This window comes from Bauldia sp. (assembly GCF_020442045.1).
Lineage (GTDB): Bacteria > Pseudomonadota > Alphaproteobacteria > Rhizobiales > Kaistiaceae > Bauldia.
Genome location: NZ_JAGRLA010000170.1, coordinates 25,759 through 52,025 on the forward strand (window position 1 = coordinate 25,759; position 26,267 = coordinate 52,025).

26 protein-coding genes are annotated in these 26,267 nt (G+C 63.5%); 12 read left to right on the forward strand and 14 right to left on the reverse strand.

The genetic code is table 11. The annotated features are described in order from the left end of the window. Nucleotide 1 precedes the first annotated feature (1 nt). The 5 genes from KDJ86_RS18795 to KDJ86_RS18815 all read left to right on the forward strand — a co-directional run bounded on the left by KDJ86_RS18795 (nucleotide 2) and on the right by KDJ86_RS18815 (nucleotide 5,523). Entirely contained in the window at nucleotides 2–1,006 is a 1,005-nt protein-coding gene (locus tag KDJ86_RS18795; RefSeq protein ID WP_291749407.1) for a LacI family DNA-binding transcriptional regulator, read from the forward strand. Between the two features lie 77 nt (nucleotides 1,007–1,083). Next, a complete protein-coding gene (locus tag KDJ86_RS18800) occupies nucleotides 1,084–2,424 on the forward strand; it encodes an ABC transporter substrate-binding protein (RefSeq protein ID WP_291749410.1) in 1,341 nt (446 codons plus the stop codon). Nucleotides 2,425–2,624: 200 nt separating this feature from the next. Next, on the forward strand, nucleotides 2,625–3,512 hold the full coding sequence (locus KDJ86_RS18805) for a carbohydrate ABC transporter permease (RefSeq protein ID WP_291749412.1): 888 nt from the start codon (nucleotides 2,625–2,627) through the stop codon (nucleotides 3,510–3,512). Then, a complete protein-coding gene (locus tag KDJ86_RS18810; RefSeq protein WP_291749414.1) occupies nucleotides 3,505–4,344 on the forward strand; it encodes a carbohydrate ABC transporter permease in 840 nt (279 codons plus the stop codon). Before KDJ86_RS18805 ends, KDJ86_RS18810 begins: the two co-directional genes overlap by 8 nt. 33 nt (nucleotides 4,345–4,377) lie before the next feature. Beyond that, on the forward strand, nucleotides 4,378–5,523 hold the full coding sequence (locus KDJ86_RS18815; protein ID WP_291749415.1) for a glycoside hydrolase family 172 protein: 1,146 nt from the start codon (nucleotides 4,378–4,380) through the stop codon (nucleotides 5,521–5,523). A gap of 151 nt (nucleotides 5,524–5,674) precedes the next feature. Here KDJ86_RS18815 and KDJ86_RS18820 read toward each other — a convergent pair whose 3' ends face one another. From KDJ86_RS18820 to KDJ86_RS18860, 9 genes are all read right to left on the reverse strand, one after another. Further along, entirely contained in the window at nucleotides 5,675–6,529 is an 855-nt protein-coding gene (locus KDJ86_RS18820; protein WP_291749418.1) for a sugar phosphate isomerase/epimerase family protein, read from the reverse strand. A gap of 36 nt (nucleotides 6,530–6,565) precedes the next feature. Beyond that, nucleotides 6,566–7,390, reverse strand: coding sequence for an ABC transporter ATP-binding protein (locus tag KDJ86_RS18825; RefSeq protein ID WP_291749421.1), 825 nt, complete (start codon nucleotides 7,388–7,390; stop codon nucleotides 6,566–6,568). Further along, nucleotides 7,390–8,286 (reverse strand): ABC transporter ATP-binding protein, encoded by an 897-nt coding sequence (locus tag KDJ86_RS18830; RefSeq protein WP_291749424.1) that lies wholly within the window; start codon nucleotides 8,284–8,286, stop codon nucleotides 7,390–7,392. Before KDJ86_RS18830 ends, KDJ86_RS18825 begins: the two co-directional genes overlap by 1 nt. Beyond that, nucleotides 8,283–9,098 (reverse strand): ABC transporter permease, encoded by an 816-nt coding sequence (locus tag KDJ86_RS18835; protein ID WP_291749427.1) that lies wholly within the window; start codon nucleotides 9,096–9,098, stop codon nucleotides 8,283–8,285. The genes KDJ86_RS18830 and KDJ86_RS18835 overlap by 4 nt, the downstream gene beginning before the upstream one ends. Before the next feature lie 17 nt (nucleotides 9,099–9,115). Further along, nucleotides 9,116–10,120 carry an ABC transporter permease gene (locus KDJ86_RS18840; RefSeq protein WP_291749429.1) on the reverse strand — a complete coding sequence of 335 codons (1,005 nt, stop codon included), beginning with the start codon at nucleotides 10,118–10,120 and terminating at the stop codon, nucleotides 9,116–9,118. A gap of 125 nt (nucleotides 10,121–10,245) precedes the next feature. Continuing rightward, nucleotides 10,246–11,979, reverse strand: a complete 1,734-nt coding sequence (locus tag KDJ86_RS18845; protein ID WP_291749432.1) for an ABC transporter substrate-binding protein — start codon at nucleotides 11,977–11,979, stop codon at nucleotides 10,246–10,248. Between the two features lie 26 nt (nucleotides 11,980–12,005). After that, the gene (locus tag KDJ86_RS18850; protein ID WP_291749434.1) at nucleotides 12,006–12,929 is read right to left on the reverse strand and encodes a sugar phosphate isomerase/epimerase family protein; all 924 of its coding nucleotides are present in this window, start codon (nucleotides 12,927–12,929) and stop codon (nucleotides 12,006–12,008) included. A gap of 40 nt (nucleotides 12,930–12,969) precedes the next feature. Beyond that, nucleotides 12,970–13,440, reverse strand: coding sequence for an Lrp/AsnC family transcriptional regulator (locus KDJ86_RS18855; RefSeq protein ID WP_291749437.1), 471 nt, complete (start codon nucleotides 13,438–13,440; stop codon nucleotides 12,970–12,972). A gap of 846 nt (nucleotides 13,441–14,286) precedes the next feature. Continuing rightward, the gene (locus KDJ86_RS18860) at nucleotides 14,287–15,099 is read right to left on the reverse strand and encodes an FCD domain-containing protein (RefSeq protein ID WP_291749440.1); all 813 of its coding nucleotides are present in this window, start codon (nucleotides 15,097–15,099) and stop codon (nucleotides 14,287–14,289) included. A 157-nt stretch (nucleotides 15,100–15,256) separates the two neighbouring features. Here KDJ86_RS18860 and KDJ86_RS18865 point away from each other — a divergent pair, with 157 nt between their 5' ends. Next, a complete protein-coding gene (locus KDJ86_RS18865) occupies nucleotides 15,257–16,159 on the forward strand; it encodes an aldose epimerase family protein (RefSeq protein ID WP_291749444.1) in 903 nt (300 codons plus the stop codon). Here the strand turns inward: KDJ86_RS18865 and KDJ86_RS18870 are convergent. Continuing rightward, entirely contained in the window at nucleotides 16,156–17,568 is a 1,413-nt protein-coding gene (locus KDJ86_RS18870; protein ID WP_291749445.1) for an aminotransferase-like domain-containing protein, read from the reverse strand. The two genes, KDJ86_RS18865 and KDJ86_RS18870, sit on opposite strands and share 4 nt — an antisense overlap. Further along, nucleotides 17,568–17,798, reverse strand: a complete 231-nt coding sequence (locus KDJ86_RS18875) for a hypothetical protein (protein ID WP_291749448.1) — start codon at nucleotides 17,796–17,798, stop codon at nucleotides 17,568–17,570. The genes KDJ86_RS18870 and KDJ86_RS18875 overlap by 1 nt, the downstream gene beginning before the upstream one ends. Before the next feature lie 173 nt (nucleotides 17,799–17,971). Between KDJ86_RS18875 and KDJ86_RS18880 the strand changes: the two genes are divergently transcribed. From KDJ86_RS18880 to KDJ86_RS18905, 6 genes are all read left to right on the forward strand, one after another. Continuing rightward, nucleotides 17,972–19,393 (forward strand): ABC transporter substrate-binding protein, encoded by a 1,422-nt coding sequence (locus KDJ86_RS18880; RefSeq protein ID WP_291749451.1) that lies wholly within the window; start codon nucleotides 17,972–17,974, stop codon nucleotides 19,391–19,393. A gap of 83 nt (nucleotides 19,394–19,476) precedes the next feature. Next, nucleotides 19,477–20,382, forward strand: coding sequence for a carbohydrate ABC transporter permease (locus KDJ86_RS18885; RefSeq protein ID WP_291749454.1), 906 nt, complete (start codon nucleotides 19,477–19,479; stop codon nucleotides 20,380–20,382). Continuing rightward, on the forward strand, nucleotides 20,379–21,212 hold the full coding sequence (locus tag KDJ86_RS18890; RefSeq protein ID WP_291749457.1) for a carbohydrate ABC transporter permease: 834 nt from the start codon (nucleotides 20,379–20,381) through the stop codon (nucleotides 21,210–21,212). The genes KDJ86_RS18885 and KDJ86_RS18890 overlap by 4 nt, the downstream gene beginning before the upstream one ends. Continuing rightward, entirely contained in the window at nucleotides 21,209–22,348 is a 1,140-nt protein-coding gene (locus tag KDJ86_RS18895; RefSeq protein WP_291749459.1) for a DSD1 family PLP-dependent enzyme, read from the forward strand. Before KDJ86_RS18890 ends, KDJ86_RS18895 begins: the two co-directional genes overlap by 4 nt. A 2-nt stretch (nucleotides 22,349–22,350) precedes the next feature. After that, the gene (locus KDJ86_RS18900) at nucleotides 22,351–23,616 is read left to right on the forward strand and encodes a D-amino acid dehydrogenase (RefSeq protein WP_291749462.1); all 1,266 of its coding nucleotides are present in this window, start codon (nucleotides 22,351–22,353) and stop codon (nucleotides 23,614–23,616) included. After that, entirely contained in the window at nucleotides 23,613–24,197 is a 585-nt protein-coding gene (locus KDJ86_RS18905) for a hypothetical protein (protein ID WP_291749464.1), read from the forward strand. Before KDJ86_RS18900 ends, KDJ86_RS18905 begins: the two co-directional genes overlap by 4 nt. An 11-nt stretch (nucleotides 24,198–24,208) precedes the next feature. Here KDJ86_RS18905 and KDJ86_RS18910 read toward each other — a convergent pair whose 3' ends face one another. From KDJ86_RS18910 to KDJ86_RS18920, 3 genes are all read right to left on the reverse strand, one after another. After that, nucleotides 24,209–24,976, reverse strand: coding sequence for an SDR family NAD(P)-dependent oxidoreductase (locus KDJ86_RS18910; RefSeq protein WP_291749467.1), 768 nt, complete (start codon nucleotides 24,974–24,976; stop codon nucleotides 24,209–24,211). A gap of 60 nt (nucleotides 24,977–25,036) precedes the next feature. Beyond that, complete coding sequence (locus KDJ86_RS18915) at nucleotides 25,037–25,990, reverse strand: cyclase family protein (protein ID WP_291749471.1); 954 nt, start codon at nucleotides 25,988–25,990, stop codon at nucleotides 25,037–25,039. Between the two features lie 86 nt (nucleotides 25,991–26,076). Further along, nucleotides 26,077–26,267, reverse strand: a 191-nt coding sequence (locus KDJ86_RS18920; RefSeq protein WP_291749474.1) for a hypothetical protein, incomplete at its 5' end; no start/stop codon positions are given.

Genomic DNA, 26,267 nt, shown 5'->3' on the forward strand with positions numbered 1-26,267 from the left:
CATGAGTACTATCGCGAAGGTAGCGGAGAGGGCGGGCGTCTCGCGGACGACGGTTTCGCACGCGATCAATCACGCGGAGCGCGTGTCCGAGCCCCTGCGCCGCCGCGTCGAGGAGGCCATCAACGCCCTCGGCTATCGCCCGAACCCGCAGGCGCAGAGCCTGCGGACCGGGCGGACCAACCTGATCGCGGTGATGATCCCGGACATCCAGAACCCCTTCTACCAGGAGCTGGTGAAGGTCCTCCATTCCGAGCTCGAGAAGGCCAAGCGCGACACCCTGATCTTCGACACCGACGTCCCGGGCGGACATTCGGTGGAGCATGGCCGCGAGTACCTGCGCCAGATCCAGAACCGGCGGATCGATGGGCTGATCATCGCCGACTATTCGGTCCACGGGATGCACGAGGACCTCAAGCACCTGACGACCCCGGCGGTGTTCATGGGACGCCTGCCGAACCAGGCGATCGACTCGGTCGGCTTCGACGACGAGGGCGGCTGCTACGCGATGGGGCGCTACCTGGCCGAACAGGGACACCGGCGCGTGGCGCATGTCACCGGACCGCATTTCTTCGAGCGGGCGATGGCGAAGCGCGCGGCCTTCGAGCGGGGTTTCGCCGAGCATGGCGGCTCGCCCGACGAAACCTTGCGGTTCGAGGGAAGCTACCTGGTGCCCTCCGGATACGAGGCCGTCGAGTGGCTGCTCGATATGCACGGCAAAAAGATGCCAAGCGCCATCTTCTTCGCCAACTCGCTGATGGCACGCGGCGGGCTGGCGGCGCTCTACGACCACAAGATCGAATCGCCGCGCGACATCGCGGTTGCGACCTTCGGCGATCTTGACCACCTCGATTATGTTCGGCCGAGGCTGACGCGCGTGGGGTCCCGCCCCGCCCTGCTTGCGACGCGGGCGATGGAGATGCTGCGCGATCGCCTCGAGGGCCGCTGGAACGGAGAGGTTCGCTCCGAAACCCTGCCCTGCACGTTGAGGAGGTTCGATACCGCCTGACGCAAGGCATGTCCCGGCGGCCGGAGAGTCCAGGGGCCCGCCACTTCTCAAGACAAAGAAAATGGGAGGAAACAAAGATGAGTCTGGAGACCAAACTGCCCGCCGGCTGGAGCCGCAGGGCGATACTGAAGGGCGGAGCCGCGCTCGGCGCCGGCCTGGCCACCGCGCCGCTGCTTGGGCGGTCGGCATTCGCCGCGGACGAGCCGCTGCACTTCTGGCAGTTCTACGCACCGGGCGGCGACGTCAAGACCCAGGTCGACTGGTTCGTCAAGATGGCCGACGACTGGAACGCCCAGAGCGAGGCCAAGGTCCAGCTCGATTACATCGTCAACAACGACTACATGAACGGCACCAAGCTGGCGACTGCCTTCGCCTCGGGCGAGGGTCCGGACATCTTTATCATCTCGCCGGGCGACTTCCTGCGCTACTACAACGGCGGGGTGCTGCTTGACCTCACCCCCTACATCACGCCGGAGGCCCAGGCCGACTTCCCGGACGGGGTCATTGCCAGCCGCAAGGTCGACGGCAATATCTACGGCATCCCGATGGAGCTGGAGCCGATGGCCTTCTACTACTCGGTGAAGGCCTTCGAGGATGCAGGCCTCAACGAGAATGACGTGCCCGGGACCTGGGACGAACTGCTCGAGCTCGGAAAGAAGCTGACCACCTCCGACCGCTATGGCCTCCTCTTCGAGACCACCCCCGGCTACTACCAGAACTTCACCTGGTATCCCTTCATGTGGCAGGGCGGCGGCGAGTTCCAGACCGCGGACGGCAAGAGCGCCTTCGATTCGGAGGCTGTCGTCGGTGGTCTCAAGCTCTGGCAGGACACCATCAACATGGGCATCGCGCCGCGCCAGGTGAACAGCGGCGGCTGGGACATCGTCGCCAACCTCGGCGCCGGCTATTGCGCGATCCAGAACATGGGCATCTGGGGCATCTCGGCCATGGCGAACAATGCGCCGGATGTCCCCTATGGCATCTTCAAGCTGCCGATCCCCGATGGCGGCAAGTATGTCACCGTCGGCGGCGGCTGGGCCTTCGTCGCCAATGCCAGGGGCAAGAACCCGGAAGCCGCGGGCAAGTTCATCGCCTGGGCGCTGGCTTCGATGGACCCCGGTTCGATCCAGCGCGAAGTCGACTGGTGCACGGTGGCGAAGTCGGACATGCCGACCCGCACCAGCGCGCTGAAGCAGGGCGCGGAAGCCTTCAACAAGGGCAACCTCGGCATCTTCACCCGGGACATCCTGCCCGGTGTGCGGGCCGAGCCGCGCCTGCCGCCGGAGGTCTACAAGATCATCTCCGACGCGATCCAGCAGACCCAGCTGGGCGGCGCCGATCCGCAGGCGACGGCAACCGCGGCGAGCCAGCAGCTCGACGCGTTCCTCGCCACCTACAAAGGCGCCCCGATGATGTGAGCCTGGCGTCCGGCCTGTCCGCATCGTCGCGGGAAGGGCCGGACACCCTCGCCCTGGTCCCTCCGCACCGGAGACCGGGGGGGCGCCCGTACAACGTCGCCCGGGACACCCGCTCCGTTGATGGCCCCATGCCGATGACGATCGAACAGACGCATCAAGCGCGGCCAGGCGCACGGAGCGAGCGAGCCGGTCGCCGGGGCATGAGCGCACGCCATCGCGAGATGATAGCCGGCTACCTTTTCATCCTGCCCGATTTCCTGGGCCTGTTGATCTTCGTCGGCCTGCCGATGCTGCTGGCGCTGTTCATCGGCTTTTTCGACGTCAACGGTTTCGGGGCTTTCGAATTCGTCGGCCTCGACAACTACAGGCGGATGATGGTCGACCCGCTGTTCTGGCAGTGCCTGCGGGTAACCGGCCTTTATACGGTGCTGCTCGTACCGGGACTTTATTTCTGCGGGCTGGGGCTGGCGCTCCTCGTGCGACGGACCAACCGGTTCAACACGGTCATGCGGTCGATGTTCTTCGCGCCGCAGATGGTCAGCCTGGTCGTCATCGCCGTGATCTGGCAGCTGATGAGCTCCGACAAGGTCGGGATCGTCGCCCGCCTGTTCACCGCCATCGGCCTGCCGGGCGTTTCGATACTCGGCGACCCGAGCATCGCTCTCTACACGGTGGTGTTCATCACCGTCTGGTTCCTGATGGGCTTCTACATGCTCATCTTCCTGGGCGGCCTCCAGGATATCCCCAACGAGTATTACGAGGCGGCGCGAATCGACGGAGCGACCGCCATCCAGAGCTTCTGGCACATCACCCTGCCGATGCTGCGGCCGACCAGCTTCTTCGTGCTGCTCGTCTCGCTTGTCGCCGCCGTGGCGGGGCAGCAGGCCTTCGACCTGATCTACGTGATGACCAAGGGTGGCCCCGCCAATTCGACCCAGGTGATCATCGTCTACATCTACCAGCAGGCCTTCCAGTACAGCTCGTTCGGCTACGCAGCGGCGATCGCCTCGATCCTCGTCGTCATCCTGCTGGCTGCGACCAGCATCCTCTTCGTCCTGACGCGCGGCGGACGCTTCCACCATGAATAGCGAATCGCTCGTCACGCGCCGGCAGGTGAACCTCGTCCGGCTCGTCTGGATGGCGATCGCGCTGATCCTGGCGCTGATGACCATCTTCCCGCTTTTCTGGATGGTCTCGATCGCCTTCAAGACGCCGACCGAGGTATTCCAGCCGGCCCTGCTGCCCAAGGCGCCGAACTGGGACAACTTCCTTTACGTGCTGACCGAGGTGCCGTTCATCCGCTATCTCGGTAACACCACCTTCGTCGCCGGGGTGGTGACCGTCGTGGCATTGTTCTTCCATACGATGGCCGGCTACGCGCTTGCACGGCTTCGCTTTCCCGGCCGCGAAACGCTCTTCATCCTGATGTTCTCGACGTTCCTGGTTTCACTGCCGGTGATCATCGTGCCGCTCTTCATCATGGTCCGCACGATGGGGATGCTGAACACCTATGCCGGCCTGATCATCCCGTCGATTTTCAACGCGTTCGGAATCTTCCTGCTCCGCCAGTATTACCTGTCGCTGCCGCGCGAGATCGAGGAGGCGGCGGTGATCGACGGCGCCGGCTACTGGCGCATCTACTGGAGCGTCATCCTGCCGCTGAGCCGGCCGATCATCGCATCGCTGGCGATCCTGTTCTTCCTCGCCAACTGGAATTCGTTCCTGTGGCCGCTGACCGTCACCGGCGACGACCGGTTGTGGATGGTGCAGGTCGGCATCTCGAATTTCCGCAGCCAGTATTCGGCTTCCTGGACCTACATCATGGCCGCCTCGACAATCGTCGCGGCGCCGATGCTCATCCTTTTCGTGATCTTCCAGCGGCAGATCATGGAATCCATCAAGACCAGCGGTCTCAAATAGCCGCTTCCTCTACCCAACCAACGGACATCTTTCATGAGCAGCTTCAACGGTCTCGGCGTCAATCTCTCCAACCTCTACCGCCTCTCGGACGCAACCACGCGATCGATCTCGCCGGAAAACTTCACCGGCGAAAAAGGAAAAGGCGGGATGGCGACCGAGGGCACCGGCGCGATTCACGCCCGTGGGCTCGGTAACGACGGCGGCGTCCAGGGGTGGAAGGTTTCGCCCTCGATCCGGATCGAACCGGGCGAGACGCGGGTGCTGGGCGAAATCAAGGGCGCGGGAGCGATCCAGCAGATCTGGCTGACCTCGGCGAACCTCCGGTGGCGCGACATGATCCTGCGCATCTACTGGGACGACCAGGAGCAGCCGTCGGTCGAATGCCCCGTGGGCGATTTCTTCTGCAGCGGCTGGAACCGGTTCGCCCAGGTGAGTTCGCTCGCCGTCTGCGTCAATCCCGGTCGCGCCTTCAACTGCTACTGGGAGATGCCCTTCCGCAAGGCGGCGCGGATCACCATCGAGAACCGCGACCCCGAGAGCCACGGCATCATCTACTATCAGGTCAACTACACGCTCACCGACGTGCCCGACGACGCGGCGTATTTCCATGCGCAATTCCGCCGGACCAATCCGCTCCCCTACAAGGCCGACTACACGATCGTCGACGGTATCGTCGGCCGCGGCCACTATGTCGGCACCTATATGGCCTGGGGGGTCAACAACTCCGGCTGGTGGGGCGAAGGCGAGATCAAGTTCTTCATGGACGGCGACCGCGCCTTCCCGACCATCTGCGGCACCGGCACCGAAGACTATTTCTGCGGCGCCTACAACTTCGACGGGGGCGTCGTCGACGACACGATGGACAGCCGCTACCGGGAATTCACCACCCCCTATGCAGGCCTGCCCCAGGTCATCCGCCCTGACGGAACCTACGACAGCCAGCAGCGCTTCGGCATGTATCGCTGGCACCTCACCGATCCGATCCGGTTCGAGAGCGACCTGAGGGTCACGATCCAGGCGCTCGGCTGGCGGACGCAGACGCCGGAGCGCACCCACGCGCAGGCCCGCCGCTACCTGCCACTGCAGGACGACATCGCCTCCGTTGCCTTCTGGTACCAGACGCTGCCGACCCCGCCGTTCGCGTCCTTGCCCGACCGGGACTATCTCGAAGTCATCTGAGCTGGTTTTCGGCCGCCAATTTTATCGTCTCCGGCCGGCCGCCGAGGACCCGTGTGCTTCAACAATCGTTTCGGGGCTTCGGGAGGCGGGGCGGCCCGTCCCGAGAGTGACGGCTGCCGGTCTATTCCGGAGACGAGCACGTATAAGATCGTTACAGAGGCCGCTCCGTTCCCGTCATGTGGACGGTGAGCGATGCCATGCCGAGGCGTGCCGCCTCTGCTGGCGGCTTCTGCCAGAGTGCCTCATTCAGCAGCTCGAGGACCCAGTATCCGTTGTATCCAGTGCTCATGATTGCGTCGCGATAGGCGTCCAGCGGCAACACCCCATCGCCGGGTAGGACCCGATCGCCGTCGCCCAGTTCGTGTCGGGGCATTCCGTTCACGTCCGTCACGTGAACGTCGACGATCTCAGTGCCGGGAACTGCAGCCAGTTCGGCGACGGTGCCGCCGCTCCGGTAGTGATGGAAGTAGTCGATGTTGATCCCGATGCTGTCGCTGCCCACGCGATCGACGATCCGGCGTGCCTCTTCGAGCGACGACAGGACAAAGGGCCCGATCGGCTCGTCCAGGCTCATGAACTCGAGCCCGATTCGCATGTCTGCCTCTGCCGCCATGGCGGCGGCGACCCGCAAGTTGCGGATCGCGCCTGGCATCCAATCGTCTTCGGTGATCCACTTGGCTGAATCCGCTCCGATTCCGATCTGCTTTATTCCGAGCGTTCGACACAATGCGAGCTGTTCGCGTAGAGCTTCGACATACGTCTCGAATGACTCTCCGCGTGAGAGGAGCAGAGCGGGGCCCGACGGCGCCAGGCCAATGGCGCCATTCGGTGTCAGACCCGACTGTTCGAGGAGGCGTTTCATCTCCTCGATTGAATGGGTCGCGAGATAGCGGCCGACTTTCTCCAGCGATAGCTCGACGGCCGTAAAGCCCGCGGCGGAGAAGGCGGCCACGTCATCTTCCAGCGAACTGGGCAGGGTGGTGATTTCCGAGATCGACAGTTTCATTCGGATTGGCTTTCGCTGATCAAGAGGAAGTGTGGCTCAGGACGCAGTCGGTACGCTCTCCTGCCCCCAACGCTGGTCGGGGTCCGGCACGGGAACCGAGGTGACGAGGAGGCGCGTGTAGTCGTCCTGCGGGTTGTCGACGATTTCTTGAGGATCGCCACGTTCGACGATCCTGCCGCGGTGAGCGATCAGAAGCTCGTCGCTGATCTGAAGCGCAGTCGAGAGATCGTGGGTGATGTACAGAATGTTGATGCCGTCGCGAACCTTGAGGTCGACCAGGTGACGGAGCACCAGAACCCGCAGAGACGCGTCGATCATCGATACCGGCTCGTCGGCGACGATAAGCTCCGGCGAAAACAGCATGGCGCGCGCGATCGAAACACGCTGCAACTGGCCACCGCTCATCTGGTGCGGATATCGTTCAAGCACCTGTCCGGGATCGAGCCTGACCTTCTCTAGCGCCTGTTCCATCAGCCTCTTGCCTTCACGGCTGCGGGGAGCGACCCCGAGTTGGCGCAGCGCGAGATGCAACGGATGTGAAACCCCATAGAACGGATTGAATGTCTCAAACGGGTTTTGCAGCACCGCCTGGACCTTGTGGCGAAAGCGTCTGAAGTCCGCCCGATTCAGATCCGGCAGCGCAATTCCTTTATAGAGAACTTCCCCGGTTGTCGGCTTCAGAAAGCCAAGAGCCATGAGTGCCAGCGTAGTTTTGCCGCAGCCGCTTTCTCCAGCGATTGTGATCAGCCGCGCCCCGTCCGAGGGAAAGCTGAGGGACATGTCGACAACGGCGGGACGCGCGTGCCTGCCGCTGCCAAACGTCTTGCCGGCCTGTTCGATCGCAAGGAGGTCGGTGCTCATCATTGCGTCTCGCAGCGGGCCTGGTGATTGGGCCCGACAAGACGCATCGGAATCGACCGGTCGCTCCAGTGCTGGCGGTCTGCCTCGCTCGGGAATGTCGCCTCGGGGAGGTCGCTGCGCACCCGGATCGAGGGGACCGCCTGAAGCAGGCGCCGGGCATAGGGATGTGCGGGCTCTTTGAAGATAGCTCTGGCCGGACCGTACTCGACGAGCTGTCCGGCGAACAGAATGCCTATGCGGTCCGCCACCTGTGCCATTACTGCCAGATCGTGGCCAACGAGCAGAATGGCGGTGCCGAACTTGTCGCGCAGCTCAAGCAGCGTCTGCAGCACCAATCGCTGTGACACGACGTCAAGGGCACTGGTTGGTTCGTCGGCCACCACCAGCTGTGGCTGGAACAGCATTGCCATCGCGATGCAGACCCGCTGGCGCATGCCGCCACTGAGCTGGTGCGGATAGCACCGCAGAACGGCGGGCTCCAGACGTACCGCAGTGAGCACGTCGATGACCTTCTGCATCCACTCGCCGGCCAGTGCCACGCCGTAGTGATCCGCGACCATGTCACCAAACTGGGCACCGATGCGGCGCACCGGATTCAGGATGTTGAGGGCCGCCTGGGGCACATAGGCGATCTGTTTCCATCGGATCGCTCGCCAGGCCTGCGGCTGCACCGGGTAGAGCGGCACTCCGTTGAGAGCGATATTGCCCTCAAGGATGTTTGCCCCTGCGGGCAAGTCGTTGAGCACGGCCCTGCTGAGCGTCGACTTTCCGCCGCCGGATTCGCCGACCAATCCGACAAGCTCGCCGGCGCGCATGTCGAGATCGATCGGGCCCAGCACGGGGGGAGCATCGCCGTACCCAACGACCAGCCCGCGAATCTCGAGCAGCGCCGTCACGTTGTCGCTCCCAAGGCGCGCGGATTGGCGATCGAATCGAGAGCCTTGCCGATGAAGAAGAGGCCTTGGAACAGGCACACAAGTACGATGACAGGCGGCGCCCACCACCACCACATGCCGCGCCACATGGCGGTGTAGTAGAGCGCCTCGAAGATCGTGTTGCCGAGGGTTATCGTCTGGCGCGGTCCGAGTCCGAGGACCTCCAGGCCGATCGTGGCGGCCGTTGCCGTTACCACGGCGTTGACGAAGATCGCCGAGAGAAACGGGATGAGGTTCGGCAGCAGCTCGAGTGCGATGATCCGGAATCCACCGAGTCCGGACAACTTGGCGATTCTGACGAACTCGCGCTCGCGCAGGGTAAGCACCTGCGCTCTGACCACCCGGGCCGGCCCCATCCACGCCGTCAGTGCGATGATGAATCCCATTGCCGATAGGGAGACAACCGGGAAGGAGGCACCGATCAAGATCAGGACCGCCAGCGTGGGGATGGTAAGCGCAACGTCTACCGCGGTGCGGATAACCCCATCGACCACACCGCCGAAATAGCCCGCAGTCATACCCAGTATGGTGCCGATGATCACCGCGACGCCGCCGCCGAGCAGCGAGACGAATAGGGTTGCCGGTATCGCTGCCGCCATGACGGCAAGCATGTCGCGGCCCTGCGACTGGGTGCCGAGCGGATGAGCGGCGTCCGGCGGCAGGTTGGGCACAGCGCTAAACATGGCTGTACTGTCGGGGCTGACCAGGACGTGTCCGGCAACGACGGTGAGGAGAACGCCGCCCAGAAAGGTCGCCCCGATGATCAGGGGCACGGTTGCCGGGCGACGCCTCATCGGCCTGCCTCGCCGGCGGTAATGCGCGGGTCGATCAGCGGATAGACGAGGTCGACGACCAACATCGCTAACGAGACCGACACGATGATGAACAGAACGACGCCCTGGATAACGAAATAGTCCGAGGTCCGCAGCGCATTGAAAAGGACTGTGCCGACGCCCGGATAGTTGAAGATCGCCTCGACCAGGACCTGTCCCGAGATCAGCTGTCCCATGTCGATGGCGAGCGCCGTGACCTGGGGTAGGATCGCATTGCGAACGCCGTAGTGGAGGAAGAGCGTTCGCTCACGCAGGCCCTTCACCCGACCGTACATCAGGTAGTCCTCGTCGAGCACGGTGGTCATGACGCCGCGCATGCTGAGCGCCCAAAAACCGACCAGCCCGAGCGCAATGGATCCCACTGGCAGTATCGCGTGGCGAATGAAATCGATCGCGGTCGCGAGGGAGAAGTCGCGCGTGCTGCCGACCGTGAAGCTTCCTCCCGTCGGCAGGATCGGCCACATGAAGGCGAACAGGTATAGAAGGATGAGTGCCAGCAGGTAGAAGGGCACCGCTGAAATCGTCATCGATAGGTAAATGAGACCGCGCAGAACGAGCGGGGCACGGCGCCAACTGCCGAGCGCGCCAAGGAGGTTGCCGACAACAAAGGCAATGGACACCGCGGTCAGGAGCAGACCGAGGCTCCATGGAATTGCGTGCAGAAGGACGTCGCCCACCGTCGCCGGAAAATAGGCCAGCGAGTAACCGAGGTTGCCCGAGAGCAACTGACGCAGGTACATGAAATACTGAACGGGCCAGGGCTCGTCGAGAGCGAATGTGTCGCGATAGAAAGCAACGATCTCCGCGCCGCCCTGCACCGATTGTCCCTTGCTGGCCATGCGGCCGAGGATTCCCGCGATGGGATCGACCGGCGTCGCCCGCACGATGATGAAGTTGACCGTGATGGCGACCCAAACGGTCAGGCAGAAAATCAGGATCCGGATGATCGTGCGTCTGAGCATCGTGTCCGCTGCAGCATTCTGTTTGCAGGTTGGGCGCCGCTCACGGCACGGCGCACGGGAGGAGCGGCAGGGCCGGTCAGGTGTCGACCCCGCCCGAGGCGGGGCCGACCAATTCAATGGAGTCTTTACTCCGCGGGCTTGACGTTGAGGATGAGCTGGTTGCCGCTCACCCACCAATGATCCGGTTGGAAGTAGTTGTTTTCCACCGTCGGCCAGTTCGTCCAGTACGTCGTGGCGAAGGGCGTCAGCAGGCGAGCCTGAACAAGGGGAATAACCGGCAGTTCATCGGAGAAGATTGCCAGGGCCTTGTCCGCGGCCGCCACGAACTCGGGGTTATCCGCCGGTAGTTTCGCCATCGTTGCCACCGCCTCGTCGAACGCCTTGTTCTCAAAACGCGGCGTCTCAGTGCCGGGTGCGGCCTCTCCGATCGGCGCCGAATGGGTGCTGTCGTAGAATGCCATCGACGCATAAGGGTCCTGCACGCTGCCGCAGGTGCCGCCGAGCCACGCTGCCGCCTTGCCGGTCTTGATGTCGCTAAAGAAGTTGGCGCTCTCTACCGGCTGGAAGCTGGCGTCGAAGCCAGCATTCTGCAATTGCGCAACGACGACGGGCGCGGTCTTCATTTCGGTGGCTTCACCGGATCGCACGATGATCTGTATGGCGACCGTCTTTCCCTCGGAGTCGACCCATTTGCCGTCGGCACCCTTCTCGAAGCCGGCCCCGGTCATGAGCGGCTCGATATTTTCAGGATGCGACTTCACCTTGTCGACGGTCGCGGCATTGCGCTCGAGGAACGCCGCGAGCGGCGGGTAGGTCGGGAATGGCGCATAGCTCGGATCAGTCGCGCCTTCGTACGCGATATCGATGACTTGCTGACGATTGATGGCGTCATTAATCGCGTGGCGAACCTCCTTGCTGTCGAGCGGTGCCAGCTTGTTGTTCAGGCCGAGGTTGCGCGGGCACGCGTCAAGGTAGGCGTAGGGCAGATCCTCGGTCCAGGCGATGACGTTGGGATTGCGCTCGCGTGCGATCTCGAAGGTGCTTCGACCTAGGATCCAGGCGGCATCAAGCTGGTTGTTCACCAGCATCGAGGCGCGTGCGTCTTCCGTGCCGACACCGGTCCAGATCACCCGCTTGGGGGCAGGCAGGTCGTGGAAACCGCTCTCGGCGCCCCACCAGTCGTCGCGCCTGTCGAACACGGTCTCGGTCTCGGTTGAGCGCACGAGACGGTAGGGACCGGTGCCGAGTGGCCAGCCCTTCTCAAGATCGAAATCGGTGAATGTCATCGGGTCCTTGTCCTCCCAGATGTGCTTGGGAGCGATCAGGACCGTCCGCCAGATGCGGACGCCGAAGTAATCCAGCAGAAAGCGCGGATTGGGCTCTTTGAGATGGAAGACGACGGTAGCGGGGTCCGTCGCTTCGACGCTATCAACCCACACTTTCAGGTCGGCGGAGTACTGAAGGCCAGGATTGGCCATGAGCATGTTCACGGTGAACACGACATCGTCGGCGCTGAAATCGACGCCGTCGCTCCACTTGACGCCCGGCCGCAGCTTCACGGTGACGGTCTGATAGTCCGGCGAAAATGTGCCGCTTTCCGCCAGCCAGGGCTCGAGCTCGCCGGATTCAAGATTGTAATTGAAAAGCGACTCCTGGGTCGCCTGCCACATGCCCCAGTCGAGGTTGCTGCCGGCGATATACGGGTTCATGTTGTCCGGCACCGGCACCCGCCCGTCGATGTTCTCCAGGATCAGTGTGTCCTGGCGCGGTACCTCGGGTATGGACTGCGCATGGGCGACGCCCGCAACGAGAAGCGAGCTGACACTGCAAAGTAACGTTCGCAAGATCTTGCTGTTCATCAGAACTCTCCTTTGATCGTACTGCTTCATGCCACCAGGGGACGAAGGGTGTTGTAGCCAAGCCGGAGGCCACGGCGTTCGGTGCTGTAGCGCGCGACGAGATCGGCCTCGCTCTCGTGCTGGCCGATCTCAGCCGCCTTGGCGAAAACCTCGTCCTCGTGCTCGATATCGAGGTTGCCGGCGTAGCCGACTTCGATCAGCGCCGTGATGAAAGCCGGCCAGTCGACGTCGCCCCATCCCGGGGTGCGAGCGCGCCACCAGCCGTGGCCGAGATCATCGCTATTCGACAGCTGCCCGTAGATGCCGGTGCGGCTTCTGATACTTTCGACGATCTCCATGTCCTTGGCGTGGGCGTGGTAGATGCGGTCGCCGAAGTCGCGCACCGCCTTCACGTAGTCGATGCCCAGCCAGACCATATGAGACGGATCGATCTCGAGCCCGATGGCGCGCGAGGGTACGGCATCGAACATCATCTCCCAGACTTCGGGACTGAATGCGATGTTGATGCCCTTCATCTCGATCACATCCATCATCGGGCAGTTTTCGATGGCCAGTCGAAGGCCTCGCGTCTCCGCTTCGTCGGCCAGGCGCGAGAACACTTCCTTATAGAGGGGCAGGTTTGCGGCGACGCTCTTGGAGGGATCGCGGCCGGCGAATGTCGCGACGGTCGATATCCCCATGCGCTTCGCGAGATCGAGGACCTTGACCAGATACTCCTGGGCTTCCTTGCCCTCAGTTGGATCGAGGTAGTTCGGGTAATAGCCGAGGGCAGAGATCTCGATGTTCTTCGATGCGAGGTCCTCGCGGATCTTCGCGATTTGCTCGTCCGTGGTCGTGCTCGCATCGAGCGAGGATCCGGGCCACGCCGACAGCTCGATGCTGTCGAAGCCGACTTCATGGGCGAAAGCGGCGGTGTCCGGAGTATAATTTGCGTAAAATCCAAGCCTCACGGCCAACTCCCTTGTTTTCTAACGATTACGACTGCGCTCTCTAGAGCGAATCGTAGCTGACGATGCCGCCGCTCCAGGCGTAGTACTTGCTGAGTTTGAGAAGCGGATAGACATCAAGCCTGATCACGCCATCGATCTTTCCGAGGCGCTCATTCTTGAATTTCACGATGTCGGCCTGAGAGCTCAGCCAGACCTCCATCATTAGGTCGTAAGTGCCGGCGCATACGCCGAGGAAGTGGACTTCGGGAAGCTTGCGAAGCTCGTTCTCGATGTCGGGAACCTTGGCCGCCAACGCCTGGACGAAAATCACCGCAACAGCATTGAAGCCAAGCTTGTGCGGATTGGCCGACGCCGTCATTCGGATGACGCCCTGTTCCTCAAGCCGCAATCGCCGCCGCCGCACTGTCGCTTCAGACAGTTTGAGGCTAGCGGCGATGACTTGATTGGTCATGGCGCCGTCATCCTGAAGCATGCGAACGATCGAACGGTCTACTTCGTCGATTTTCGTCATATCAAATCCATTTTTGACGATTTCAGTCTACGATAGACATATATATGTCTGTCAAGTGACATTTTAAGGCGATATGCGGCGATTTTCGCAACCCCTGCTGGTCTGCTCCAGCCCATCGCAGAACGGCCTCGCATCCATCACCGCGGTCCGGTCGAGACGAGATCCGGCTCACTGTGTCAGCATGTGTGCGCGCCCGTCTTGGGGCCGCTCGCCCCGACTGACTTAGGTCGCGTCAATCATTTGCCGGTGCGCTGGAAACGGGCGACCGCCACGGGGCGGTCGATCGCTTGCGGACAGATGAGATCAAACTGAGAGGTGATTCACCTGGCACCGCCCGACCGGCTGTTCAGTCGCCGGGTTGGCTGGGGAATCCGATGACTTTGATCTGATCTGTGTCGCTGATCTCGAGAGTGTGGATGACCGACAACGGCGTCTGACCGATCGGCCATGTGGGCGTGCCGGGAAGGCGTCCTTTCGCACCGCGGTGGTGAAGACGACGTAGAAGAACCCAATGTCTCGCAGAGCACCGAGGGACGGACGCCGCATGCTGCGGATCGAGCTGGAGAAGTTGCCCAGATAGTCTCTGATGGAGACAACATTCTGCGGCGTGATTGCGAAGCTAAGGTAGAAACGGTCTTCTACCTGGCCTGCCGGTCTGGTCGCCTTTGCCGCCGGTGCGCAGGTTAGCCCGCAAAGTAGCGCGGAACCTTGCGATTCCAGCGCCAGGATAACGATCTCAGATCTTTGCCGGGTGATACGCTGGCGGAGGGAGAGAAACCCGGCTCCAAGATTCTCCGCGCGGAGGCATGGGACAAAACGTAGGATGGGCAGCGTTGCCGCCGGACATCATTCCCCACCCTTGTCGCGGCCGAAAGAGGTCGCCCAGCGGGCGGCCTTCTCCCGCTCGAAGCGCTGGGCAACGTCGTGGGTGACGGCACGCAGTATCTCGGAGGACAGACGCTTCGATTCGCGATAGAGCTGCCCGATCAGTTGGATGTGGCTCGCCATCTCGTGGAAGGCGCGCGCCGGATCGCGCGCGGCAATGGCCTCGTAGATGGCCGTGTGATCGCGGACCGAGAGTGCATCCGCATCGGGCATGTGATACGTCGTCGTGCGCTGGTCGACGAGCCAGTCGACCACCGCCTCGTGTATCGTGGTGAAGATCGGATTGCCGGTGATCGCGGCTATCTCATAGTGGAACGCGACATCGGTGCGGATGAATTCGACACGATCGCCGACCGCGGCAACGTTTGCGTCGAGCGCCGTCTTGAGCCGCTTCACATCGTCGTCTGATGCAACGGTGGCGGCGAGCCAGCATTGACCGGATTCGAGCACCAGGCGGGCCTGTTCGCCCCGCTGTTGTCCCTCCGGACCCGAGGACAGGCGCTTCGAAAGCCGCGTAAATTGCTGAACGAGATGCGCCGCCGACGGGGGTATGACCCTCGCCCGAGCGCCGTTGATGATCTCGACCATGCCCTGCTGCTCGAGGAAGAAGAGCGCTTCCCGGACGGCCGGACGCCCGACCCCGAATCGCTGCATCAGGTCCTTTTCGGTGGGCAGACGGTCGCCAACCGCAAATTCCCCGCTGTCGATCAGCTTCTCGATCTCGTCGGCGACATCATGCGCGCGCTTGCGGCGAACGATGGGTGCCTTGGGCAATATTGAATTTACCGGGTCCATTCCCTGCCTCCGACCGCCGAATTGCGGGCCCCTCCATACCCGTTTTTGGCCCTTCGAACAGCCCTCCAATGAGGAGCTTGTACTGCAATAGGTAGCAACTTATGATCCTATTGCAACGAGGGATGATTTTCCCGGAATGTTCTCTCTTCCGTCGACCGGACCGCTGGTCACTTTGCGCGAGGCAGATACCGAGCTTGTCGTTGCGCCGGCGTGCGGGGCCCGGCTCTCGGCTTTCCGGATCGGCGGTCGCGACGTCCTTCGCCCGGCGACTGAGGCCGTGCTCGAAAGCGCCTTTCCGTATGGTTTTGCGGCGTTTCCGCTGCTCCCCTATTCCGGTCCGATCTTCGGCGACGGGTTCTCGTTCGGTGGCGAATTTCATCCGCTCGGCCGTAACGTGCCGGCCGAGCCGGGCGCGACTCACGGCGAAGGCTGGATCCGTGACTGGTCGATCCTAGAGCAGTCGGATACGCGGATAGGGCTGCGGCTAGACTATGCTCCGATGCCTGGCGCGTTTCCTTTCGCCTGGCGGGGCGACATTACCTACGCCATCGCCAACCGGCGGCTGGAGGCGACCTTGTCGCTGACCAACCGTGACTACCGGCCGATGCCGGGCGGTATGGGCCTTCACCCCTACTTTCCGAAGGCTCCCGGCACGGAGCTGGCTTTCGATGCCACGGGGTTGTGGCCCGCGGACGCGCCAGAGGCCGTCACGCTCGGCGCCGGACCGCTGGAAGCCGGGCTCGATTTCCGCCAGGGCCAGGACGTCGATGGCATCGTGCTCGACCGCTGCTACGAGGGATGGGACGGTCGCGCCGCGCTCACCGCGCCCGACGGACTGGTGACGGTGATCAGGGCCGATCCGGTATTTGGCAAGCTCCAGGTCTACGACGCCTGGGACTATCCCTATATCTGCATCGAGCCGGTTACGAACGCCAATGACGGTTTCAACCGGGCCGCACTGGACGTTCCCGGCCACGCCGTGGCGGTTCTTTCCCCGGGACAGTGCCTGAAAGGAACGATCTCGATCCACCTGTCCTAGACGACCGGCAACGCGGCCGAGCGGTCGGCCTCCGCCAGGCGTGCCAGGGTGTTCAGAGCCCGCTCCAGGCGGCGCTCGTCAGGCTCGGCGCAGACGCAGACCCGGACCGCGCCCGGATCGTCTCCCGGCCGGACGCAGAAGACGTCGCCCGGCGTCACCGCGACGCCCTGGCTGAGGGCGCTTGCGACGAAGTCGCTGGTACGGATACCGGGCGGCAGTGGCACCCACCTGTGCAATGACGCGGACACGCCGCTTGCCGGCCCGAGGATGCGATCCGCGAGCCGCTGGCGCCGGAACGCCGCGTCGGCCTGAAAATTGGCGCGTTTCGCGCCTTCGCCGCTACGGATCATCCGGGCGGCAAGTTCGGAGAGAAGCGGCGATGGCATGACCGTCGTAGCGCGCAGCGTCCCGAGCAAGCGGCGGCGATGCTGCGCGCGGGCCGCGAGATAGCCGATGCGCATCGCGGGCGCGATCGGCTTTGAAAGGCTGGTCAGGTAGATCGAGATGTCGGGCGCGATCTCCCAATAGGAAGAGACGCGCGGCTGGAGGATGAAGCCATAGGCGTCGTCCTCCACGATGAGCACGCCGTGCTCACGGGCGATGCGCGCGATGTCCTTTCGCCGACCGGTGCTCGCAGTTGCCGTCGTCGGATTCTGCAGGGTGGGCATCGTGTACAGGAGCCGCGGGCCAAGGCGCTTGCAAGCTTCCTCGAAGCGATCCGGGTCGAGCCCTTCGTCGTCGAGATCGACCGACTCGAGTCGAATCCCAACGGACTGAGCGATGGCCAGCGCGCCGGGCCAAGTAAGCGATTCCGTTACGACGACATCGCCGCGGCGGGCGAAGGCGAGGAGGGTCGAGAGGAGGCCGGTCTGGCCGCCCGCCACCACCATCACGTCTTCCGGATCCGCCTCGACACCGAGAAAGTTCAGCCAGTCGGCGCCGGCGGCGCGATGGTCTGCCCGGCCATGCGGAGGATGATAGAGAGACAGTTCGTCTAGATCGGTCTCCCCTATCATCGCCGAGAGGCTCTCGCCGAGTGCCTGGCCGGCGCCCTGCTTGAGCGGGTGATTGAGGCTGAGGTCGATAACGTCGGCCTCCGGAACCGATGAGACATACATGCGTTCCAGCGGCCGGGTTTCGGCCCCGCCCGCTGAATTTCCATTCGTCGCCGACCGCACGAAAGTCCCGCGTCCGACCGTGCTCTCGAGAAGGCCGCGGCCTGTCGCCTCCGCATAGCCGCGCGTAACCGTGCTTGTCGCAACGCCGAGCTGACGTGCCAGCGCCCGGTGGGTCGGCAGTCGCTCGCCCGCCTTGAGACGGCCGCTGCGGATCGCCCCTTCGATGGCGTCGGCGAGAATCACATACGCATCGCCGTAACCGCGGTCGATGTCGGGTAGCCAGGTCAACATCACGAAATATCCGGGGTCTGCCCGCCATCGAAAGGAATCGCCGCACCAGTCAGCCAGCCAGAGTCCGGCGTGGCACGCAACTTGATCCATTGGGCGATTCCATCGGCCTCGGCAATGCGGCCGATCGGTCCCTGACTTCCGACTGCCTTCGCCGCGGCGCCGATGCCGGCTCCCGTACCTGTCACCATCGCCGCTGTCATTCCGTCTTCATCCCGGGCCTTGGCGCTCAATTGTATCTATCAAAGAGACAATGTTCATTTCGGTACTCCCTAGCGAAGAATACGCTGCAGTCCAAGCCTATATGCCCATGAGCGACATTGACTCATCCAGGCCGTCATGGTGCGATGCAGACCTTGTGTTGTCCATCAGTACAAATGGCCAGAGGGGAGCGATCATGCGTGCAATGACACTTATGTCCGCAGTTGGTGGTGCCCTGCTGCTCGCGGCGCAGCCCGCACTGTCGGAGGAGAATGCAGCAGAGAAAGCGGTCGACGCGGCCAAGCAATATTCAGGGATCACCCTGAATTCGGCCGAGGAAGCCGGCCTGATGGCGATGCTCGGGATAAACATCACCGGGCCCGAATGGAAGGAACTCACCGGGATTGGCCTGAACGTTACCGAGATACCGTTCGAGGAGCTGTTTCCGAAGCAGATGCTGGAGCACAAGGCCGGCAGCGGTGCCTACGACATCATGACGATCGGACCGTCCTGGGTCGCCGACATGGTTCGCAACGGCGCCCTTGAACCGCTCGATCCCTTTATCGAGAAGTACGGGGTTGCCAGCGAATTCGACGACATCGCGCCGGCCTTCAAGGACTGGATGACCTATGACGGCAAGACCTACGCGCTCGTCGTCGACGGCGATGTCCACCTTCTCTACTACCGCAAGGACATCTTCGAGGATCCGGAGAACATGGAGGCGTTCAAGGCCGAGTACGGCTACGACCTCGCGCCGCCCCAGACCTGGGAGCAGTTCGGCCAGATCTGCAAGTTCATCACGGACAAATATGCGCCCGAGCTCTACGGCGCCGGCCTCATCAATACCGGTTATATGCACTTCTTCTTCTCGGAGCGGCTCCGCACCTATGGCGGCAAGTTCTTCGATCCCGAGACGATGAAGGCGACCGTAAACAGCCAGGAAGCGATCGACGCGTTGACCGACATGGTCGACCAGCTCGACTGCCAGCCGCCCGGCGTCCAGACCTGGGGCTTTGGCGAAAGCCTCAGCGCTCTCAGCGCCGGCGAGATTGCCATGACCATCAGCTGGCCGCCCATCGCCCGCTGGGCTCAGGGCATCAACGCTGACGAGCAGGCGCTTTCATGGGTGCCGGAGAGCACGGTCGTCGACAAGATCGGCTACGCGCTGCCGCCCGGCGGCCATCCGGAACTCGCCTCTGGAATCATGCTGGCGGTCTCGCCCGACAGCAAGAACAAGGATGCCGCCTACCTCTATATCCAGTGGCTGCATTCCAAGCAGGAGAGCCTGAAGAACGTCATGCGTCCGCTCGGGCTCCGCGACGCCTTCCGCATTTCGCACTACGAGGCGCCGGAGTACCAGGCCCTCTGGCCGACCGCTCCGGACTATCTCGCGACCCTGCGTCAGGCGGGCGAACAAGGCTATTCGGACCTCGCGATCCTCGAGACCTACAAGTACTGGGATTCGATGGGGCGTGCGGTTGTCGCGGCGATCGGCGGAAAGGATCCCAAAGAGGCGCTGGATGACCTCGCCGCCGAATGGGACGGCCTGACCGAGCAGATCGGGGTCGACCGCCAGAAGGAGGCCTATCTCGAGTGGGCCCAGAAGCCGAGCGCCTATCGCGAATAGGCGGCAGGGTTTCGGACCCAGCGATACCGTGCGGCGGGGAGACTTTCTCCGCCGCATCGCGATGAAGCCAATCGGGGGATAGCGTGGCGAGCGCAGCGGTGTCTGGATCGGCCTCGGGACGAGCGGATGACACCCGCCTGTTCAAATACGGGCTGATTGCACCGGCAACCTTTGTCATGGTGCTGGTCGCCGTTTTCCCGTTGATCTACCTCATCGTTGTCAGCTTCCAGCGGATCAGCCTCAGCGACGATATCACCAGCTTCTCCGGACTGGTGAACTACGCGCGGATATTCTCCGACGCGCGGCTCTGGGATGCCGTGCTCCACACCCTCCTCATCACTGTCATAGCGTTGCCGATCGAGCTCGTGCTCGGCATGCTGCTCGGCTATCACTTTCTCCCCGACAGGCCGTTCAAGCGCCTGCTTGTCGCCTTGCTGATCATTCCGTCGGTGATCTCTCCGATGGTCGCAGGCTCGATGTGGCGGCTGATGTTCGACGACCGCTATGGGCCGATCAACCAGATCATCTCGTGGTTCGCCGGCGAGCGCATTTCGATCCTGTGGACCATCAACATTGCCTGGGCATATCCGGCAATCATCATAACCGACGTCTGGCAGTGGACGCCGTTCATGTTCATCATCCTGATGGCGGCGCTCGCCAATGTCGATCAGGAACTGCTCGACGCGGCAGCGATCGACGGGGCTTCGGGCTGGCGCACGTTTCTCGAGGTGACGCTGCCCGCTATCCGTCCGGTAATGATGATCGCGCTGCTCATCCGGGGCCTCGATCTGATACGCCTCTTCGACTCGGTGTGGCAGCTCACGCGAGGCGGACCGGGCAGCGCGACAGAAACGATATCGATCTACGCCTATATCCGCGGCTTTCAGGAATTCGACACGAGCTACATCGCGGCCGTCGTCGTAGTCCTGGCCATCCTGTTTTCCGTTGGCCTCGTCGTGGTGCTCAAACGCATGGCGATCGCACGATGAGCGCCGTGGCACCCCACCGGCGCCTGCGAAAGACAGGATGGTACATCGCCTCCGCGGCGATCGTTGTTGCTTTCCTCTTCCCGGTCTACTGGATCTTCGCCGTGTCGCTGAAGACGCCTCGGGAGATATTCAAGTTCCCGCCTGCCTGGTATCCGGCGACGCCCCAGTTCAACAACTTCCTCGTCCTCTTCCGGGATGGAGACGTCTGGTCGATCTGGAACAGTTTCGTGCTCGCCTCAACCAGCACGGTGGTCGCCATGATCCTCGGCATCATGTGCGCCTACTCGATTGTCCGCTTCAAGACCGGCGGCGAGAATCTGGCGATCTGGATCATCTCCCAGCGTCTGCTGCCGCCGATTGCCATCGTCTTCCCGATCTTCCTCATCTATTCCAAGCTCGGGCTGACCGACACCTATCAGGGGCTGATCCTCCTCTACACGGCGTTCGCCCTGCCATATGTGATCTGGCTGATGCGCGGCTACATCCAGGAAGTGCCGATGGCGCTCGAGGAATCCGCCCTCGTCGACGGCGCGTCGCGCTGGCAGATCCTCTGGTTCGTCGTCATACCGGTCACGCGCAACGGGATATTCGCGACGGCGGTCTTCGCCTTCATCTTCTCGTGGAACGAGTTCCTGTTCGCTCTCGTGCTGACCCGGACCGAGGTCATCACCTTCCCCGTCCAGGTCAGCCAGTATTTCGGCGCGCAGTCGACCTTCTGGGCGAAAATTTCGGCGATGTCGGTCCTCGGCACGCTGCCGATCTTCTTCGCCGTCGCCGCCTTCCAGCGATACCTGGTCCGCGGCATCACTCTTGGAGCTGTCAAAGGATGACGTCTTCTCTGGGCCCGAACCGCCACCTGATCGGCCGCGAAGCGGAACTCGTCGCGCGCGAGCTTTCGACCCCCGCCCTGATGGTCGACCTCAATGCGTTCGAGGCCAATCTCTTGAGGATGGCCGATCTTGTCGGCAGCGCCGGGCGCAAGGTCCGGCCTCACGCCAAGGCCCACAAGTCCAGCCTCGTCGGCAAGCGCCAGCTCGACGCGGGAGCGGTCGGCCTTTGCTGCGCGACGGTCCGCGAAGCGGAGGTGCTTGGCGAGGCCGGCCTGTCCGGCCTGCTGGTGACCACGCCGGTGGTGACGCCATCGATGGTGTCGCGCCTGACCGCCGTCGCCGAGCAGGCGGACGACTTGATGGTTGTTGTCGACAGCCTTACCGGCGTCGAGATCTTCGCGGAATATGCCCGGCCCGGCCGCCCGATCGGCATCCTGATCGACATCGACATGGGCCTTGGCCGTGACGGTCTCGTCGAACCTGCCGAGGCGGTCGCGCTGGCGCGGCGGATCGACGAGCTGCCGCAGCTCACCTACCGCGGCGTCCAGGCCTACTACGGCCATCTCCAGCACGTGAAGACGCTGACCGACCGCCATGCGAAGATCGCCGAGCAATGGGACAACCTCGTGCGGTTCCTTGAAGCATTGTCAGGGGCGGGGTTTGCACCGGAGATCATCTCGGGCGGCGGCACCGGCACCCATCACCTCGACCTCGCGCATGGACCTTTCACGGAGATCCAGCCGGGATCCTACCTGTTCATGGACAAGCAATATGGGGAGGTCGAGATTGCGCCCGGCGGCTCGCCCTTCGCGACCTCGCTGACGGTCGCCGCGCGCGTCGTCAGCACCGCCCAGCCAGACCGCGTGATCGTCGACGCCGGTTCGAAAGCCCTGTCGACTGACTATGGTCCCGCGCTTGTCGTGAAGGGCGCGCCGGAAGGCGCAACCTACCAGTTCATGGGCGACGAACACGGGGCCATCCGCATGCCGGAGGGCGCAAACCGGCCGCCGCTCGGCGGCATCATTGAACTTGTAGCGCCACATTGCGATCCGACGGCCAACCTGCATGACCGCTTCCACGTCATGCAGGGCGGCCGGCTCGTCGATATCTGGCCGATCGAAGCACGGGGCTATTAGCCATGAAGACCATTGTTCTCGGAAGCGGAATCATCGGCACGACGACCGCCTATTACCTGGCGAAGGCCGGACATGAGGTGCACGTCATCGAGCGGCAGCCGGAAGCGGCGATGGAGACGAGCTTCGCCAACGGCGGCGTCCTCCATACCAGCGAAGCGGAACCGTGGTCGCGTCCGGGCATGCCGCGTGCCGTCCTCTCATGGATCGGCAAGGAGGATGCGCCGATGCTCCTCCGGCTCAGCGCGCTGCCGTCGATGTGGCAATGGGGCCTCGACTTCATCCGCAACTGCGGGGTCGAGCGCTACCGCAAGGCCGTCCTCGTCAACCTCCGGCTCGCCAACCACACGTTGTCGCTGATGGACGACGTGCGGAAGGAATCAGGCGTCGAATACGACCTGATGCAGAAGGGCACGCTGAAGATCTACACGCGCCGGGAAGCGCTCGACAAGAATGTCGCGGAATCGGAGAGGCAGCGGGAGGTGGGGCTGATCTTCGAGGCGGTGGACGCGCGGCGGTGCGTTGAGATCGAGCCGGCGCTGGCGCCGATCGAGAAGACGCTGGTCGGTGGCATCTATGCTCCGCCGGACGAGCACGGCGATTGCCACAAGTTCGCGGTCGGCTTGCGCAAATACTGCACGGAGAAGCTCGGCGTCACTTTCCATTTCAACACCGAGATCAAGCGGATCGTGCGCTCCGGCGACCAGGTCGCCTCGGTCGAGACAAGTGCCGGCAGCATGACAGGAGACGCTTATGTCGCGGCGTTGGCGAGCTTCGCGCCGGCATTGCTCGGGCCGCTCGGCGTGAAGGTCAGCATCTACCCGGCCAAGGGTGTCACCGTGACGGTGCCCGACACGGGATGGCCGGACGGACCCAGCGTCCCGATCATCGACGACACGCGGCTGTTCGGGCTGATCCGGCTCGGCAATCGCTACCGGTGCTCGGGCTCGGTCGAATTCACCGGCTGGGACGTGACGCCGAGCCCGGCCCGGGCGCAGGCGATCGTCGACAACGTCATCGGCGTCTTCCCGGAATTCGCCAAATGCTATGACAAGAGCAGCGCCAAGGTCTGGTCGGGCCTCAGGCCGATGCCATCTTCCGGCAATCCTTATGTCGGGCCGACCCAGGTCAAGAACCTTTATCTCAACTGCGGTCATGGCCATCTCGGCTGGACACTCGCCTGCGGCTCCTCCCATCTTCTTGCCGACGTCGTGTCGGGCCGCAAGCCCGCCATCGACATGACCGGCCTGACTCTGGCCACGCACGCATGACGCCGCCAATTCTCAGGACACGAGCCCGGGCGACTGCCGTCGCTCTTGTCGCCTCGGTCATACTGGTGGGTGCAGCGCTGGCTGCCGAACATGCGCGCGACAATGTCGTAACGGCCGCGGAACTCCGTCACGCGGATCCCGAGCTCGAGGCCCTGCTGCCGACGTCGCTCGGCGGCATCGCTCTCACTGTCGAGAGCCAGGCCGGTACCGATCTCTCGACCCGCAGTGCGCCCTTCGACACTTTCCTTGAAGGTCTTGGAAAGGGCAGGGCGGACTTCACGCTTGCGAGTGCCTATGCGCGAGGCGGCGACCTCAAGGCGGAGGTCGGCGCCTGGCGCGTGGACGGCGCCGATACGGCGATGCTCCTGCCGGGATTCAAGGACGTGATGCAGGCGTCGAGCACGACGCCGCTGACCATCGTCGAGCAAACAATCGCCGGGCGGGATGTCATCCGCATAGGCGATCCCGGGCAACTGACGCGGGGGCCGCTCTACGTCATGGTGCGCGGAGAAACGCTTCTCTTCGTGCAGACGCCGGAGCCGTCGCTCGCCGAGGAGGCGATGTCCAAGCTGCCGCAGTAGGTGGGCGAGCGTCAGAGCTCGGCGTTGACGATGAAGCCCGCGTCGACGAGCAGGGTCGCCGACGTGACGTAGCTGGCATCGTCCGACAGCATGAAGGCGACGGTCGCGGCAAGCTCCGAGGGATCGGCGATGCGGTGGAGCGCGATCCGGTCGAGGTAGTATTTCATCACGTCCGGCATATCGAGCATCGGCGCGCTCATGTTGGTCGCGACCGCGCCGGGCTCGATGACGTTGACCCGGATGCCGTTGTTGCCGAGTACCGCGCCAAGCGCCTTGCCGAGCATGCTGATCGCGCCCTTGGTGCCGCAATAGGCAACCTGGTCCGGCGAGCCGACATGGGCCGAGATCGAGCTGATCATGACGATCGCGCCGCCATGGCCCTCGGCGACCATCTGCTTGGCGCCCTCGGTGCAGACCACCCAGGCGCCCCGGACGTTGGTTTCGAAGAGATCGTCGAAGTCCTCGATCTTCGTCTCGTTCCACGGCATGAAGGGATTGATCGCCGCATTGGAGACGATGTAGTCGAGCCGCCCGCCGCGTTCCGCGACCTCCTTCACCATCGCGGTGACGGCCGCCGGGTCTCGCATGTCGGCGACGACCGGGAAGGCCTTGCCGCCAAATTCCTCGATCCTGGCGAGGGTCTCGCTCGCATCGAGGCCGGGCTTCTGGTTGACGCCGACCACGGCTCCCTCCGATGCGAGCCGAACGGCGGTTGCCTGTCCTATGCCGGTCGTCGCGCCGGTGACCAGCGCGACCTTGCCCTCGAAGCGACGTTCCATAGTGTTCTCCAGCGGAAAGCTCAGCGAATCCCCTTCGGTATCCGCCGCGGGAATGGATGTTCAGAAGATCGCCACCGGGTTCCAGGGCGTGCCGGTCGCGCCCGGAAGGCGCAACGGCAGGCCGACGACCATGAATTCCCAGCGGCCTTCTTCCTCGCAGGCCTTGGCCACGTCCTCGAGGTTCAGGCTGTCGGAGATGCACATGCCCATGGCGACGAGCTGAAGCGGATGGATCGGGTAAGGCATCGCCTCGACGTTGCTCGGCACCGTTTCGCCATCGCCGTCAGGAAGAAAAGCCGCGATTTTCCGCTCGTGCATCCACGGTACGGTATCGACATGGAGGCCGGCCTTGCCCTCGCCGCCCGGCTCGTTGTTCCAGGCGCCGAGCGCGAGGCGTCGGGCATGATGGCCGGTGCGGAAGACGAGGATATCGCCCTCGCCGAGGCGGACGCCCTGCTCCTCCTCGATTGCCTCGAGCTCGGCCCGCGTCACCGCCTCGCCGGGCTCGAGCCAGTCGACCTTGCGGTGCCGGGCGGCATCGAGCAGGACGCCGCGACCGACGATGCCATTGGCGTAGGCGGTGATCGCCCCCCATTCCGAGCCGCGCGACGTCAGCAACTCGGCCGGCTTGCCGTTGTAGAGCTTGCCCTTGTAGGCGACATGGTTCAGCGCATCGACATGGGTATGGCAGTCGCCGTGGCTGGCCATGGCGAGGTAGCACATGCCGAAGGAAAGCCCGTTGTCGGTGATCGGAATGTCGTGCATCAGCGACATCAGGTGGACGGCCGGGTTCGGGTTGTCAGGCCCGGCGACCTTGTTGATCGGAATCGCCATCGACACCGTCCGGCCGCTCTTCACCAGCGTTGCAGCCGCAGCGATCCTGTCGGGCGTCAGGTAGTTGAGCGTGCCCCGCTCGTCGTCAGGACCCCAGCGGCCCCAGTTCTTGACGGACTCGAACATCGCGTCGAAGTCCTTGAGGCTGACGGGCGCGGGCGGGGTCAGTGTCCGTGTCATCTCAACTCGCAACCGCTGATTCCGGTGAGTGGAGCAAAACCCGGGCCGGAGGCCGATACCTCCGGTCCGGGCGCTTTCGTTTGATGCTACTCGGCGCTCTCCGTCGCGGCGAGGATGGTATCGACATTGTCCTCGGTGACGAAGATCAGGCCCGAGTCACCCTTCGCCGGCAGCGGGTTCTGGAGCCACTGGTCCATGCCGAGGTTGCGGATGATGTCGTTGTGGAACGTGTAGAGGTACAGGACGGCGAAGAAATCCATCGTCTCGTACTTCTCCA